The organism is Pseudomonadota bacterium (assembly GCA_030860485.1).
Classification (GTDB): Bacteria; Pseudomonadota; Gammaproteobacteria; order JACCXJ01; family JACCXJ01; genus JACCXJ01.
On sequence record JALZID010000231.1, the window covers coordinates 1 to 14043 of the forward strand.

General features: G+C 65.8%; 11 protein-coding genes. 7 read left to right on the forward strand and 4 right to left on the reverse strand.

The genetic code is table 11. The features are described 5' to 3' along the window. Positions 1–278 precede the first annotated feature (278 nt). Entirely contained in the window at positions 279–1799 is a 1521-nt protein-coding gene (locus tag M3461_14205; protein ID MDQ3775411.1) for a leucyl aminopeptidase family protein, read from the forward strand. Between the two features lie 61 nt (positions 1800–1860). Here the strand turns inward: M3461_14205 and M3461_14210 are convergent, their stop codons facing one another. Together M3461_14210 and M3461_14215 are read right to left on the reverse strand one after the other, a co-directional pair. Then, positions 1861–2223: a hypothetical protein gene (locus M3461_14210; GenBank protein ID MDQ3775412.1), complete on the reverse strand. Its 363-nt coding sequence runs from the start codon at positions 2221–2223 to the stop codon at positions 1861–1863. A gap of 119 nt (positions 2224–2342) precedes the next feature. Beyond that, positions 2343–3467, reverse strand: a complete 1125-nt coding sequence (locus tag M3461_14215) for a hypothetical protein (protein ID MDQ3775413.1) — start codon at positions 3465–3467, stop codon at positions 2343–2345. A 764-nt stretch (positions 3468–4231) separates the two neighbouring features. Here M3461_14215 and M3461_14220 point away from each other — a divergent pair. From M3461_14220 to M3461_14245, 6 genes are all read left to right on the forward strand, one after another. Then, a complete protein-coding gene (locus tag M3461_14220; GenBank protein ID MDQ3775414.1) occupies positions 4232–4969 on the forward strand; it encodes an intradiol ring-cleavage dioxygenase in 738 nt (245 codons plus the stop codon). A 481-nt stretch (positions 4970–5450) separates the two neighbouring features. Further along, a complete protein-coding gene (locus tag M3461_14225) occupies positions 5451–6803 on the forward strand; it encodes an FAD-dependent monooxygenase (protein MDQ3775415.1) in 1353 nt (450 codons plus the stop codon). A gap of 267 nt (positions 6804–7070) precedes the next feature. Next, on the forward strand, positions 7071–7976 hold the full coding sequence (gene ftsY / locus M3461_14230) for a signal recognition particle-docking protein FtsY (protein ID MDQ3775416.1): 906 nt from the start codon (positions 7071–7073) through the stop codon (positions 7974–7976). Between the two features lie 80 nt (positions 7977–8056). Continuing rightward, positions 8057–8920 (forward strand): RNA polymerase sigma factor RpoH, encoded by an 864-nt coding sequence (gene rpoH, locus M3461_14235; GenBank protein ID MDQ3775417.1) that lies wholly within the window; start codon positions 8057–8059, stop codon positions 8918–8920. Positions 8921–8992: 72 nt separating this feature from the next. Further along, complete coding sequence (locus M3461_14240; protein ID MDQ3775418.1) at positions 8993–11950, forward strand: FAD-binding protein; 2958 nt, start codon at positions 8993–8995, stop codon at positions 11948–11950. Positions 11951–12248: 298 nt separating this feature from the next. Then, positions 12249–12908, forward strand: a complete 660-nt coding sequence (locus M3461_14245; protein ID MDQ3775419.1) for an ATP-binding protein — start codon at positions 12249–12251, stop codon at positions 12906–12908. Here the strand turns inward: M3461_14245 and M3461_14250 are convergent. Next, entirely contained in the window at positions 12882–13082 is a 201-nt protein-coding gene (locus M3461_14250; protein MDQ3775420.1) for a hypothetical protein, read from the reverse strand. The two genes, M3461_14245 and M3461_14250, sit on opposite strands and share 27 nt — an antisense overlap. A 383-nt stretch (positions 13083–13465) precedes the next feature. Continuing rightward, entirely contained in the window at positions 13466–13807 is a 342-nt protein-coding gene (locus M3461_14255; protein ID MDQ3775421.1) for a hypothetical protein, read from the reverse strand. Between the last annotated feature and the right edge of the window lie 236 nt (positions 13808–14043).

The following is a 14043-nucleotide window of genomic DNA, read 5'->3' on the forward strand; positions in this document are numbered from 1 at the left end:
GCCAAACTCACTACCAGAAAGGCTTACGGTTTTCGGACCTATCATGGGCTGGAAGTCGCTTTGTATCATGCACTTGGCGCTCTACCGGAACCAAAGTTCACCCACAGATTTTCCTGAGGAGGGATATATACTGGCCACGGTCATAAATCGCCTTCTTGGATCCCCTCTCGCTCCGGGAGGGCCAGGGCGGGGGATCAAGAAGCGCGATTTGTGATCGCCCGTGGTATAACAAGAATATAATGATCGGACCTCCTCGAGTACTCGTTATAACGGCATCGATGAACACCCCGGATATCAAGTTGACGCAATCCCGCGCGCTGCCCTCGAAACGCGAGGTGGATACGCTCGCTCATTGGGTGATGCTCCTGCCGGTCGAGGGCTGGGAGGGACTCGATGATGCGCTCCCTTATGGAGAGACGCTGAAACGGCGCTACGAGCGCCAGCCGGCGGAGCGGCGCAAGCAGCGCTGCCTCGCCGTCGATCTGCCGAACCCGCGCGCGAGCCACGTCGCTTTCGCCTGCGTCACGGCCGAGATAGGGGCCTTCGAGCTTTTGACCCTGGCGCGCCAGCTCCTGGCGCCTCACGTCGCCCTCGAAGCCTCGGCGCTCGGCGTGTGTGTGTGCGGTTTCGAGGGGCCGGCCGCAGAGCGCATGACGGAAGCGCTGCTCACTGCGGCGCTGGCCGCGAGCACGGAGATGCCGCGCTTCACGGCCAAGAAGACCATGCCGGCGCGGCTCGAGCGCATCGAGATCTACGGCTGCGAGGCCACCCACGGCTTCGAGCGCACCTATGCCGAGGCCGAGGGCAACGGCCTGGCCCGCCAGCTCACCGGCCTGCCGGCCAATGAGCTGACACCAGGGCACTACCGCCGCTGGGTGACAGCGCTCGCCAAGGGCGAGGGCTGGCACCTGGAGTTTCTGGATCTCAAGGCCCTCGCGCGCCGCAAGGCCGGGGCCTTCCTGGCGGTGGCCCAGGCCAGCCCGGAGCCCGATGCCGGGATCGTCTACCTCAAGCACGGACCGCCACGCGCGGTTCGGAGCGGCGGGCTCGCGCTATGCGGCAAGGGGATCTGCTTCGATACCGGCGGGGTGAACCTGAAGCCCGCCAACTTCATGCTGGGCATGCACAAGGACATGCAGGGCAGCGCCGTGGCGCTCGGCACGCTCTTGGCGCTGACACGCCTCAAGGTGCCGTTCCCGATCGAATGCTGGCTGGCGCTCGCGACCAATCATATAGGCCCGAGCGCCTACAAACCCAACGACGTCGTCACGGCCATGGACGGCACCACCATCGAGATCGTCAATACTGACGCCGAAGGCCGCATGGTCCTGTGCGATACGCTGATCCTGGCATCGCGCGCTAAACCCGCGCTCATCATCGACTTCGCGACCTTGACCGGGGCCTGCAAGCGCGCGCTCGGCAACGGCTACAGCGGGGTCTTCACCAATCGCCCCGAATATTACGCGACGCTCATCGAGGCCGGACGCGAGAGCGGCGAACGGGTCTGGCCCTTCCCGCTCGATCCCGACTACGACGAGGCGCTGGAGAGCACGGTCGCCGATATCAAACAGTGCGCCGAGGACGCCCCGGCCGACCACATCCTGGCCGCGCGTTTTCTCCAGCGCTTCGTCAAGGACGGCGTCCCCTGGATCCATATCGATCTCTCGAGCGGCACGCACAAAGGCGGGCTCGCACACATCCCGAGCGACATCACCGGCTTCGGCGTCCGTCTGGCCCTGCACCTCCTCCTCGACAAGGGGATCCTGGGGCGTTCGTCGGGGAAGGCGGCCCGGACATAGCGGAGGCGGTGCGCCGCCGAGCGGACAGGGTTCGTCTTCGGAATATAGCCCGTAGTCAATTTCAATCCCTTGCCACCGCTTTGATACTCGCCTGGGCTCTTTCGATGACCATCAGCATGGTCATCTGATCCGCTGCTCCGACCGCGGTCAGCAGTTCGCTGAGCCAGGCGTGCTTTCTCAGGGTCTCGTGTTGAGCGATGAAGTGGTTCGTCCCTGCGAATGTCCAGCCGCCTTTGAACTGCGCGGGCTGGGCCGCCAGCGCCGTGTGCAAGTCGGCTAGTTTTTCCGCGATCGCATCGGTCTTCTCTTGGGCCAGGAGCGCCGCGATCTGCACGGCCCGCAGCGCGATCTTCGTCTGCGCTTCAAGCCGATCCTCGGCCAAGAGGGCGGCGATGCGGGACTCGGACTCGGCGAACCCGGCCATTCGTGAAATAGCTCTCGGCCGCGAGGTCGTCCGGATGGCGGCTCAGCCATCGCTCGGACACAGCAAACGCGTCGCGAAACGCATGGGGCTTCTCATGATAGATCCCGTGCGCCGCGAAGTTAGGCACCCGCATCGTGCGGGAACGCGCGCAGGACCTCCGCGTAGACGGCCGCCGCCTTGCCCCATTCTTCGAGCGCCTGCGCCGCCAGCCGCTGGCCGGCCTCACCCCTAGTGCGCATCCCTTGCGCGTGGAGCGCGTTGCCGAGGTTGTTCTGGCTCATGGCCCAGTCGAGCGGCACGCGCTCGCGGGTGCGCTCCTTGAGCGCCTCCCGGTAGGCGGCGACCGCCTCTTCGAGCCGCGCCGTCCCCGCCTCCCGCCCCCCGAGCCTCCAAAGCGCGTTGTCGAGCTTGTTCTGGGTCGCGGCCCAGTCGAGCGGCACGCGCTCGCGTGTGCGCGCTTCGAGAAGCTGGCGATACAGCGCGATGGCCTGACTGAGCGCGGCGTTGTCGCCTTGCTCATCCCCCTGCGTATAGAGGGCGTTGGCATGCCGGTCAAGGTAGGCGGCGCGGGTCTCTCCCTCGGCCGCCGGCACGAGATTGGCGGCGGCCCGGAAGTGATCGGCTGCATTTCGGTAACGCAGGCGCGTCATGGCGATCCCACCTTTCTCCGCACGCACGGCCGCGGCGCTCAGCCTGCGCCGGAGCACCGCTTCCTGGGCCTCGTTCGTCACCGCCTCGGCCCGCTCGATCGCAGCGAGCTCCGCCTCCTCGGCGCGGGTGAGCAACGCATTCGCCCGGTCGTAATCGCCTCGATCGACCGCCCCCCGCGCCTGCCCCACGAGCGCCCCGATCTCCGGGTCTTCCACCGCGAGCGCGGCCATGCGCTGGAGGGTCTCCTTGTGGCGTCGGGCGATCTCTTCGAGCTTGGCCGGCAACCGTTCGAGGGGGACATCCGTCTCCTCCAAGATCCGGAAGAAGCCGATCAGCGCCCCTTCGGTCGTTAGGAGCTTCTGGCTCAGCTCTCGGACCTTGGCTTGCGCAGTGCTGTCCTCCCGCGCGATCGCCAGCATCGTTTCCTTGACCTGCTCATGTGTCAGTCCGAATATGATGGTGCTGTCCCGGATATCGCCGCCGGCCGCGACGCCACCGGACGCCTTGACCTCTTCCACGGCCATCGCGGTCCCACAATAGGCCGCGAGGAAGACGGCGAGCGACAGCGGCCGCAGCGGGCACGTCACGGTCATGGCTCTGCCGCGGGCGTGTCGCCCTCAATGCGATGGTGCTGCCCGAGATGGAGCCCCCGGCTGCCGCACCGCCGACCGCTCCGACATCCGCGTCCGGGGATGGCTCTGCCTCAAACGGAGGGGTCGCAGGGGGGGTCTTAATCCGAATGTACGCATTCTGGATATCACCGCCGGCGGCAACACCACGGCGGGCCTCGACCTGCGTTGCCCGATCCGCGCTCCAGCCCCATACGGCCAAGCCGCCGATGCCCAGGGTCCAGACGAGGAGAGTGATGAGGCGCAGCAGGCGATAGCTGTCCGCCGGGTCGAGCTGCCCGAAGATCGCCTTGCCGAGGACCTCCCGGTACAGGAGGAGGACGATGCCGAGTGCGATCCCGGCGATTCCCGCGATCTGACCCAGGGTCTTCAACAGCTCCCGTTCCATGATGGCCGTCCTCCCGCGTCCGACAGCCGCTCGCTGTCGGTCGTAGGATAGACTCCGTCGCAGGGTATTGCCACAACGCAGGGGAGGTGGCGGTGACCTACAAGCAGGCGCAGGGTGCGCCATGCGCACGCGGAACCGGGGGGTTATCCTGGCTTGATGTTTCGTCACGCCCCTGTTCCCTGTGCAAACGAATGGGAATGCCTATACGGGCACGTAAAGCGGAAACAGTTCTGCTCAGATCTGGTGAAGAAATCTGCTCCGCGTCCCTAGTAGTCAATCGTTCTAAAACAGAGCGATAGCACAGAAGGTATATGCGCCTATGAGATTCGAGGAGAAGGCTATGCACGATGAACGAGAAACCGCTTTGGGCATGAGTCGCCGCGAGATACTGGCTCTACTCGCGGCAGCCGGAGGCGCAATGCTTGCGGGACGCTCAAGTGCGCAGGCTGGCTCCGCCAGCTCAACGGACGGCGAACTGCCATCCTGTATCGTGACCCCGGAGCAGACAGAAGGACCGTATTTTGTCGATGAGCGTCTCAACCGCTCCGACATCCGGATCGACCCCGCGGACGGAGCGGTGAAAGCTGGTATACCGTTGATACTTCGGTTTCGCATCTCTTCGATCAACAATGCTGGTTGCACTCCTCTCGCGGGGGCTATCGTGGATATTTGGCACTGTGACGCGGTGGGAGTTTATTCGGACGTTACCGACCCGAGTTTCAATACGGTAGGGAAGAGGTTCCTGCGCGGTTATCAAGTCACGGATGTGAATGGCGGTGTGCGGTTCACAACCATCTATCCGGGGTGGTATCGCGGCAGAACGGTCCACATCCACTTTAAGGTGCGTGTCAAGGTCAACTCGGGACACATGTATGAGTTTACGTCTCAGCTTTACTTCGATGACGCGATCACCGATCGAGTGCATGCGCACAAACCCTACGCCAGCAAGGGACAACGGACTGTGAAGAATGACGGAGACGGTATCTTCCCGGACGGTGGAAGCCAATTGATGCTCTCGCCAGTGGAGCACGGTCAAGGCTATGCAGCGACGTTCGCCGTCGGACTTCAGGTGACTTGAGGATTCGTTGGGTTAGAAATGGGGCGCGCACGACCTAGGTCGAAGCCTGGCCGTTTCGGCGTTTTTCCTTCTGGATTTCGCCCCGGCCGCTCGCCGCTCAGGCGGTCCGATCTCGGAGTCCTCCAACAGTTCGACATCCATCCACTCGACCTTGGCGTCGCGCCACACGGCTACGGGATTGCCCGCCTGCTTATGGAGCACGAGCGCCTTGCGGACCGCAGCGCGCAGCGCCGCTTCGATCTTGCCTTTGTCCGCCAGGATTTGCCCTAAGTCCGTTCGGGGTCGGTCATGAGAACTGTTCCATCAAAGTTGTCCAGACCGCGGTTACGCCTGATCCGGCGGCGCGGCCGGCGGTGATGAGTACGGGTAGCGTGCGCCGCTGGTACCGCTCAACTCAAGCGCCGTTGGATCTCCAACCGGGGTTGCTGGTGCGCCAAAGGTACCCTTCCCTATCGTCGAGATCCACGAACCTGTGTCTAACATGCGCCGTGTGACCCTCATCGGCGCGGGGCTTGCGGGCTCGCTCCTCGCCATCTATCTGGCGCGGCGCGGCCATCGCGTCACGATGTACGAACGGCGCCCCGATCTGCGCTCGGTCGAAGTCCCGGCCGGCCGCTCCATCAACCTCGCGCTCGCCAACCGCGGCATCGCGGCGCTAGCCGAGCTGGGTCTCATGGACGATGTCGTCAAGCTCCTCATCCCCATGCGCGGGCGCATGCTGCACGACGAGCACGGGCGCCTGGAGCTTCAACCGTACGGGCAGCGGCCGCACGAGGTGATCCATTCGGTGTCGCGCCCCATGCTCACGGCCCTGCTCCTTGACGCGGCCGAGGCGACAGGAAGGGTCCGGATCCGTTTCGGCAGGCGCTGCGACGCGGTCGATCTCGCCGGAGAAACGCTCACCCTGTGCGATGAATCAGGCAGCCGGGAGGACATCGCCTTCGAGGTCGTGATCGGCTGCGACGGGGTCAATTCCTCGGTCCGTGAGGCCATCCTCGAGGCCACATCCGGCGCATGCAGCGAGGAGCCGCTCGCCCACGGCTACAAGGAGCTGAGCATTCCCCCGGCCGCGGGCGGCGAGTTCCGCATGGAGCCGCATGCGCTCCACATCTGGCCGCGCCGGGAATACATGCTCATCGCCCTGCCGAATCTCGACGGGGGATTTACGGTGACGCTCTTTCTTCCGCACGAGGGCCAGGACAGCTTCGCCGCCTTGACGGAGGAGGCGCGGGTTGCCGCCTTTTTTGAAGCGCGTTTCCCCGATGTCTCCGCCCTCATGCCCCAAGTCGCTGCCGAGTTCTTCCGGCACCCGACCGGCAGGCTCGGCACCCTCCGCACCCGGCCCTGGCAGGTCCGTGATCGGGCCCTCATCCTCGGCGATGCCGCGCATGCCATCGTGCCCTTCCATGGCCAGGGGATGAACTGCGCCTTCGAAGACTGTAGTGCCCTGGACGCCTGCCTGGAGAGATGCCCGGACGATTGGGCGCAAGCATTCGCCGAATTCGAGACCCTGCGCAAGCCCAACGCCGAAGCCATCGCCGACCTCTCGATCGAGAACTACCTCGAGATGCGCAGCACGGTGCGCGATCCGAAATACCAGTTGAAGAAGGCCCTGGGGTTCCGGCTCGAAGACCGCCATCCCGAACGCTTCATCCCGCGCTATTCGATGGTCATGTTCCACCGCATCCCCTACGCCGAGGCAAAGCGCCGAGGTGTCATCCAGGACCAGATCCTGGAGGCGCTCACGGCGGGGGTCCACGAACTCGCCGACGTGGATTACGCTTACGCAGACCGGCTCATCGCCGAGCGGCTGGACGAGATAAGCGAGTGCTGAACGACCGCCGTCCGCGGAGCGCGGAAGGCCCCCGGGCGCCAGGCTGTGAGTGGAAACATCGGCACCGGTCGTGGCCGCCCGCCATCCCTCGCGCTGCCAATTCCCTGGATGCTACGATAACGCCTGCATGGCCATCCGAGCCCGCATTTCTCACCACCACCCTGCTGCGGCCGCCGATCCGCTCGCGATGGGCAGTGGTGAGAAATGCGGGCTAGCCTTCCCCTCTGTCTTACGGAACCTGCCGATGCCCGGGGGGCGGACCGCATCATGGGTCTGAAGGAAGGGCTCCGGCGCACGCGCGCGCGCTTCGGCGCCGGCCTCGCGCGCCTCTTCGGTACGATCGGCGGGGAGGGCGCGGTCGAGGAGATAGAGGGCCTCTTGCTCGAAGCCGATGCCGGGGTCGAGGCGACCCAACGCATCGTCGCGAACCTGCGGGATCGGCTGAAACGACGGGAGTTGAACGATCCGCAGCGCCTCTACGACGCCCTCCGGGCCGAGTTGATCTCGATCCTCGAACCGGTCTCGACGCCGCTGGTGATTCCCCGGGGCCACGATACGCCGTTCGTGATCCTGGTCGTCGGTGTCAACGGGACCGGTAAGACCACCACCATCGGCAAACTCTGCGCCCACCTGGGCGCCCAGGGCCGGTCGGTGGCCGTCGCGGCCGGCGATACCTTTCGGGCCGCCGCCCTGGCGCAATTGGCGGCCTGGGGCGAGCGCGCCGGGGTGCCGGTCATGGCCGGCGGCGAAGGGGGCGATCCGGCGGCGGTGGCCTTCGAGGCCCTGGAGAAGGCCCGGGCGCGGGGCACCGAGGTCTTGATCGTGGACACCGCGGGCCGGCTGCACACCCAGGCCCACCTCATGGACCAGCTCAGAAAGGTGTGCCGGGTGATCCGCAAGCTCGATCCGAGCGCCCCCCACGAGGCGATGCTGGTCCTGGACGCCACGACCGGCCAGAATGCCCTGTCGCAGGCGACCGAATTCCATCAGATCGTCGCGCTCACCGGGATCACCCTGACCAAGATGGACGGCACGGCCAAGGGCGGGATGGTGTTCGCGCTGGCCGAGCGGCTCGGCACCCCGATCCGCTTCATCGGGGTCGGCGAGGGACTCGAGGACTTGCAGGGATTCGACGCCGCCGGGTTCGTGGATGCCCTGCTCGCGGAACCCTGAGGCTCAATAGGACTCGTAGGATCAGCAGTCGTAGGAGAAGAGTGCTAACATGCCGACCATCTGTCTTGGGGGAATCAGCGATGATGAACGAATTGCGACCGGCGTTGCCCATCGGTTCTCTGGATGCCTACATCGAGGCGGTGCACCGCATCCCCATGCTCACGGTCGAGGAGGAACGCGAGCTAGCGGAGCGCTATCGCCGTCATGAGGACCTGGATGCGGCCCGCCGCCTGGTGCTCGCGCACCTGCGCTTCGTGGTGCGGGTGGCGCGGGGCTACAACGGTTACGGTCTTGCCCAGGCCGACCTCATCCAGGAGGGGACGGTGGGTCTCATGAAGGCCGTCAAGCGCTTCGACCCCGATGTCGGCGTGCGGCTGGTGTCCTTTGCCGTCCATTGGATCCGCGCCGAGATCCACGAGTTCATTTTACGCAACTGGCGCATCGTCAAGGTCGCCACCACCAAGGCCCAGCGCAAGCTGTTCTTCAACCTGCGCTCGGCCAAGAAGCGCCTCGGCTGGCTCTCCGGCGAGGAGGTCAAGGGGGTGGCGCAAGACCTCGGTGTCAGCCCGAGCGCCGTCACCGAGATGGAAGAGCGCTTGAACGCCCACGACACCTCCTTCGATCCGCTGGATGACGAAAGCGGCGCGCCGGCCCCCGCGCAGTACCTGGTGGACCTGCGTTATGAGCCCGGAGCCGCAGTGGCGGCGGCCGAGGACCTGGCGCGGGATCGCGAGGGCGTCGTGCGCAAGGCCCTGGCCGGCTTGGACGGGCGCAGCCGCGCGATCGTCGAGAAGCGCTGGCTGGCAGAGCGGAAATCGACCCTGCATGAGCTGGCGGCCCAGTTCGGCGTGTCGGCGGAACGCATACGCCAGATCGAGCAGAATGCCTTCAAGAAGCTGCGCGCGGCGCTCGGGGGCTTTCCCGGGCTCTTGCCCTCCGTTTGAGGCCGGCATCCCCGCCGTCGAGGGCCGTTGCGCCGCGAATGTAGGCCGGTAGCCGGCCGCTGCTGATTTCCCATGTCCGAGGTGGACGGCGTGCCACCATCCTTCCCCCTGCCACCCGCCGATTCCGGCGATAGCGCGGCATGGTCGGGCCTCGCCTCTCGAATCGATGGCGAGGTCCTGGCGGACCCCCTCACGCGCATGCTCTATGCGACGGATGCCTCTCCCTACGAAAAGCTGCCGCTGGGGGTCGTGCGTCCCCGCCATCGTGAGGACTGCATCGCCATCGTCCTTCACGCCGCCCGTCACCGCATCCCGCTCATCCCGCGCGCCGCCGGGACCAGCCTGGCGGGACAGTGCGTGGGCGAGGGACTGGTCGTCGATGTCTCGCGCCACATGACGGGGATAGTCGATATCGATGTGGCGGCGGCCCGCGTACGGGTGCAGCCGGGGGTGATCCTCGAGGATTTAAATGATGTCCTTGGGAACGATGCCCTGGGCCCACACGGGTTGCAGTTCGCCCCCGATACCTCGACCGCCAACCGTTGCATGATCGCGGGGATGATCGGCAACAACGCCTGCGGCGCGTATTCGATCCGCCACGGCACGACGCGCGACCATGTGATCGAGATCGAGGCCGCGCTCGCGGACGGGACGCTGGCGAGCTTCGGTCCGCTCGACGGCCCGGCGCTGGAAGCCAAGCGGCGCTTGCCCACGCTCGAAGGTCGGATCTATCGCGAGGTGTTCGAAATCATCGATGCCCACCACGAGTTGATATTGCAACGCTACCCGCGCCCCGAGGTCCTGCGACGCAACACCGGCTACGCCCTGGACGTCTTGGCGCGCGGCCGGCCGTGGGTCCGGGACGGGCCGCCCTTCAACCTCGCGCGCCTCCTGTGCGGCAGCGAGGGGACGCTCGCGCTTGTGACCGCAGCGACGCTCGGTCTCGTGCCGCGCGCGTCGGAGCGGCTCCTCCTCTGCGCCCACTTCGACACGCTCATGGGCGCCGTGCGCGGGACCCTCGTCGCGATCCGACAGGGGCCGGCCGCGGTCGAGCTGATCGACCGGCGCATCCTGGAAGAGACCCACCACCACCTCGAACAACGCGACAACCGGTTCTGGATCGAAGGCGACCCCGAGGCGGTCTTGGTCGTCGAGTTTCAGGGCGAGGTTCGCGAAGACCTCGAGGCGCGTGCCTTCGCTCTCATCGAAGACTACCGGGACGAAGGTCTCGGCTATGCGTTTCCGATCGTGCGACCGCCGCTTGCCGGTCGGGTCTGGGACCTGCGCAAGGCCGGACTCGGTTTATTGATGAACAGGCCCGGCCCCGGCAAGGCCGTCACCGTGATCGAAGACACGGCCGTGGCTCTCGCCGATCTGCCCGAGTATGTGATGCGCATCCAGGCGCTCATGGAGAAGCACGGGATCCGCTGCGTATACTACGGTCATGCCTCCGTCGGGCTTCTGCATTTCCGGCCGGAGCTCGATCTCAAAGACGCCGCGGACCGCGAGCGGTTTCGATCGATTGCTCGCGAGGTCGCCGATCTGGTGGCCGAATACGGCGGTTCCCTGTCGGGGGAGCACGGCGACGGGCGGCTGCGCGCGCCGTTCGTCGAGCGCATGCTGGGTTCCGAGGTGCACGCGCTGCTCCTCCGCCTCAAATCGGCCTTCGATCCCGAAGGGATCTTCAACCCCCAAAAGGTCCTGGGTGCGCCGCCCCTCGATCGTGACCTGCGCGTCGCCATCCGGAGAGACCCGGTGCCCACCTATTTCGACTGGCACGAGGACGGCGGCCTCCTGGGGGCCGCCGAGCGCTGCAACGGCTCGGGGGAATGCCGCAAAGGCGCGGGACGCGGCACCATGTGTCCGTCCTACATGGCCACCCTGGAAGAACGGCACGGCACGCGCGGCCGGGCCAATGTCTTCCGCCAGCTCCTGACGCAAGCGGACGCGCGTGTGGCCCTGTCGGACGAGCGCCTGCGGGACGTCCTGGATCTCTGCATCATGTGCAAGGGCTGCAAGTCCGAATGCCCGGCCTCGGTGGACATGGCGCGCATGAAGTCGGAGTTCCTGCAGCACTACCACGATCGGCACGGCCTACCGCTGCGCGCGCGGGTGCTCGGGGAGTTCGGGCGCATCCAGCGCTTGGCGGCGCGTGCTCCGGGGCTCGCGGGTCTTCTGATGAACGACCCGCGGATCAAGCGGCTCCTGGGATTCAGCGCGGCGCGGATGCTGCCGGTGCCGGCGCGCGAGACCCTGAGCCGTTGGTTTTCGCGCCACCATCCGCATTCAGGCGCTGGGCAGGCGGGAAGCGTGATCCTGTTCAATGACCCCTACACGGAATACCACGAGCCCCACATCGGCATCGCCACCGTGGAGGTCTTGGAACGCGGCGGCTTTCGCGTCACGCTCACTCACGGCGTGGAGTCGGGGCGCGTGCAGTTGAGCCAGGGGCTATTACGCAAGGCGCGGCGGCTCCTCGATGCCGCCATCGCGCGGCTTTACCCGGCGGCCGCTCGGGGCGAGCCGATCCTGGGTCTCGAACCCTCGGAGATCCTCACCTTCCGCGACGAGGCGCCGGATCTGGTGTCCCCGCACCTGCGCGACCAGGCCCGTGTGGTCGCGAGCCGGGCGCGGCTCTTCGAGGAGTTCGTGGCGCAAGAGGCACAGCGGTTGGGAACCCTGGGGTTCGACGCGAAGCCGCGCCGGCTCTTGGTCCACGGCCACTGTCACGCCAAGGCGCTCTGCGGTATGCGCCCGCTCCTCGAAACCCTCGCGATCCTGCCCGAAGCCCGCACCGAGGCGATCTCCTCCGGCTGCTGCGGGATGGCCGGGGCCTTCGGCTATGAATCGGAGCACCACGAGCTGTCGATGCGGATCGGCGAGCTGGTCTTGTTCCCCGCCATCCGCCGCGCGGCCCCGGACACCCTGGTCGTCGCAAACGGCACCAGTTGCCGACATCAGATCCGGGACGGCGTCGGGCGGCGTGCCCTGCACCCGGCCGAGGTGTTGCGGATGGCGTTGTCGAACTGATGCCCCCTATCACTCGCGCACGCGGCACCGATCGGAGAGCGTCGAGCTCGACCATCGCCCGCCGCGACGGCGTCCGAACGGCTTCCGGATACGGAAAGGATCACGGGGCACGTGCCGTAAAATAATGAGACTGACGACATGGCCGGTGCCAATAGCTGCGGTAGACTTTTTACCAGTTACTCGCGCAGAAACAAGGAGCGGGTCTATCCTTTAGCCGACGCCTTGGCCCAGGCGGGCATCGACATCTGGATCGACCGCGAGGAGATTGATCCCCTCGACGATTTCCCCGCCCACATCCGTGATGGCTTGGCGCGCTCTCACGCCCTACTGGCCTGGTACACCAGAGTATGCCCAATCGAGTTATTGCCAGAAGGAGCTCACCGCCGCGTGGATTTGCACGAAGCGGCTGACCCGCGACACCCTCTCTCGCATCCTCATCGTCAACCCCGAAGAAGGCGTTGCGCACATCGCCGTGGGCGATGTCGGGCGACAAAACTACCTTGCCGCGCCGAAGGACGCAGCTTCCTATGAGAAGTTCATCCAGACGATCCGCGACAAGCTGGCCGGCCTTTCGGGTAACTTTGCTGCGCTCCATGAGTTTAAGAGGCCGGACTGGCATCCCGCGTCACAACCCGGATCGTCACGGTTCGTCGGTCGGTTGCAGGAACTCTGGCGCATCCACACCGCGCTTAACCCGGTGGGCATCTCGGATCACGAAAACCCCAGCGTGATGGTTCAGCTCACTGGACTGGGTGGGATCGGCAAAAGCCTGCTGGCCATCGAATACGCCAAGCGCTTTGGTGCAGCCTATCCCGGGGGCATCCACTGGCTGCGCGCCTATGGGTTCGATTCCCAGAAGCCGGCGGACTCCGAAGCCCAGGAGCGCGAACGTCGAGATCAAATCGAAGGGTGTAGCTCTGATACTGAGACCTCAATGCACCGTTCGTTTAGGCAATAGCACGACATTCTCGGGGATCTCGACGATGCGTTGGTAGGTGCTGGACAACAACTTCCAGGCACGCGCGAAACGCTCGCTTTGGTGGAGGGCGCGCAGCGTCAAGATGGCCTGCCCCCGGCCTGGCGCCAACGCATTCCCGAGCGTTTCATCCGTTGGGTCGCGAGTGTCTTGCACGCGGCTTCCACCACCCCTGAACCAATGGGGAGGTTCTGCGCTTGCACCTTCGCAAAGCGCACGCGGTGACGGTGGCGGCGGAAGTAGGCAAGCTCGGTCGAGAGCTTTCTCTTGCGCGGGTGGGTGTCTCTGAGATGGCAGAGCGCCCGGATGACCTTCTCGGCCCCGCAGGACCCCGGGTGTGCTTGCCTTGCGCCTTGGCGCCCTGGCGCTTCTGTGTGCGCGCCCCGTCCTTCATCGGGACCATCACCCCATCGAGGGAGATGGCCACCGTGACGGCTTCCGGGGCGCCGTCTCCTCCGCGCGTAACGCCGCCTCGAACCGCTCGCGCTCGGCTTCCCAGCGCTGACTCAGCTGCTTGGGTAGCCGGTCCAGGCTCGATTTCATCCTGTACCTCCCAAAAGCATTACATCCATGTAATCCCGGTTCGAGGGGGTCATGTTCCCCAATTCCCGGAACAAATCCTCCCCTTCTTGCGGCGTCAGATGCGCTACCACAAAGGCAGCCTGCCCGGCCCCGAGCGGCGTCCAGCGCCCCTCCACTATCCCCGCCCGTAGCTCCAGCGGGCACAGCGTCCGCTCCCCTTCACCCCCGCGCCGATATAAACTCCGCATCGCCCGCACCGGGCCCGCCGCGCTCACATAGCTTTCCTCACAGCGCACCACCTGCCGATACAACTCACCCTCGATCGTCACCGCCGGCAGGTCCACATCCAACCGCGCCAATCCTCGGGCAACACCTCCCGTTCGGCCGCCACAACGTACTCATGCAACTCCCGCTCGAAGCACTCCATATCACTGCGCGGTTCTTTCGATGACCGTCGCTCGGCGATGAACCGGGATTACATGGATGTAATGCTTTTGGGAGGTACAGGATGAATGCCTGCAGCCGATCGAAGGCCTTCTCAGGGGTGACAGGTGCGGTCTGTTCGTGGGAAACTCTCATTGGGGCAGCCCTCCGG

Bases quoted from the DNA above. Each gene is read 5' to 3' on its own strand.
- M3461_14220 (MDQ3775414.1), top strand. From the start codon at position 4,232: ATGCACGATGAACGAGAAACCGCTTTGGGCATGAGTCGCCGCGAGATA.
- rpoH (MDQ3775417.1), top strand. From the start codon at position 8,057: ATGATGAACGAATTGCGACCGGCGTTGCCCATCGGTTCTCTGGATGCC.
- M3461_14215 (MDQ3775413.1), bottom strand. From the start codon at position 3,467: ATGACCGTGACGTGCCCGCTGCGGCCGCTGTCGCTCGCCGTCTTCCTC.
- M3461_14240 (MDQ3775418.1), top strand. From the start codon at position 8,993: ATGTCCGAGGTGGACGGCGTGCCACCATCCTTCCCCCTGCCACCCGCC.
- M3461_14225 (MDQ3775415.1), top strand. From the start codon at position 5,451: ATGCGCCGTGTGACCCTCATCGGCGCGGGGCTTGCGGGCTCGCTCCTC.
- M3461_14205 (MDQ3775411.1), top strand. From the start codon at position 279: ATGAACACCCCGGATATCAAGTTGACGCAATCCCGCGCGCTGCCCTCG.
- M3461_14210 (MDQ3775412.1), bottom strand. From the start codon at position 2,223: ATGGCCGGGTTCGCCGAGTCCGAGTCCCGCATCGCCGCCCTCTTGGCC.
- ftsY (MDQ3775416.1), top strand. From the start codon at position 7,071: ATGGGTCTGAAGGAAGGGCTCCGGCGCACGCGCGCGCGCTTCGGCGCC.